Below are 620 nucleotides of genomic sequence, written 5' to 3' on the forward strand. Positions count from 1 at the left end.
TTGGTGCGCCAGCTGGGTTGATTTTCTCTTTAACGATCGCTTCGATGAAGTGACGTTGCATTACTTCGCCCATCACGTCTTGACGTACTGCTTTGCCGTACATTTTAGCAACCATCTTCATTGGCACTTTGCCTTTACGGAAACCATCGAAACGACGGTTTTTCGCGATGTTGCGTAGTTCAGCTGTAACTGCATCTTCGATGTTTGCAGCAGGAACAGTAATATTAAGACGGCGCTCTAGGCCTTCTAGCGTTTCAACAGTAACTTGCATTATATAAACCTCAAAACTGGCTCAGTAATCTGAGCATATGAGCCGTAACTTAGCTTTAATTCAAAAGCCGACGTTGTTGGCTGCATCCTTGTGTAGTGCTCTATCCGAACACCTAATTTAAAATCGAGCATTGATGTTTGAATTGATCATTCAACCAAACACCAGACTAATCAGCGATATCTTCATCTTCACATACTTGTTAAAAGCTCAGTTTTTACTCACTAATAAAAAGCAGCGAAGCTTGTTTTCGGAAACAAGAAAGGTATCTCCGATTAGCCTCAGGACAGAAATTTTAGACGCGACATTCTAGCGATCTGTTTAATCTCTGTCGAGCCGTTCACCTCTGCTT

1 protein-coding gene is annotated in these 620 nt (G+C 42.3%); it reads right to left on the reverse strand.

Annotation, left to right across the window (positions count from 1 at the left end):
* Positions 1 to 271, reverse strand: a 271-nt coding sequence (locus BCT81_RS02695) for a trigger factor family protein (protein ID WP_277869788.1), incomplete at its 3' end; no start/stop codon positions are given.
* Positions 272 to 620: the final 349 nt, after the last annotated feature.

Origin of the sequence: Vibrio sp. 10N.261.52.A1 (genome assembly GCF_002876325.1) — a bacterium.
Classification (GTDB): Bacteria; Pseudomonadota; Gammaproteobacteria; order Enterobacterales; family Vibrionaceae; genus Vibrio; species Vibrio chagasii.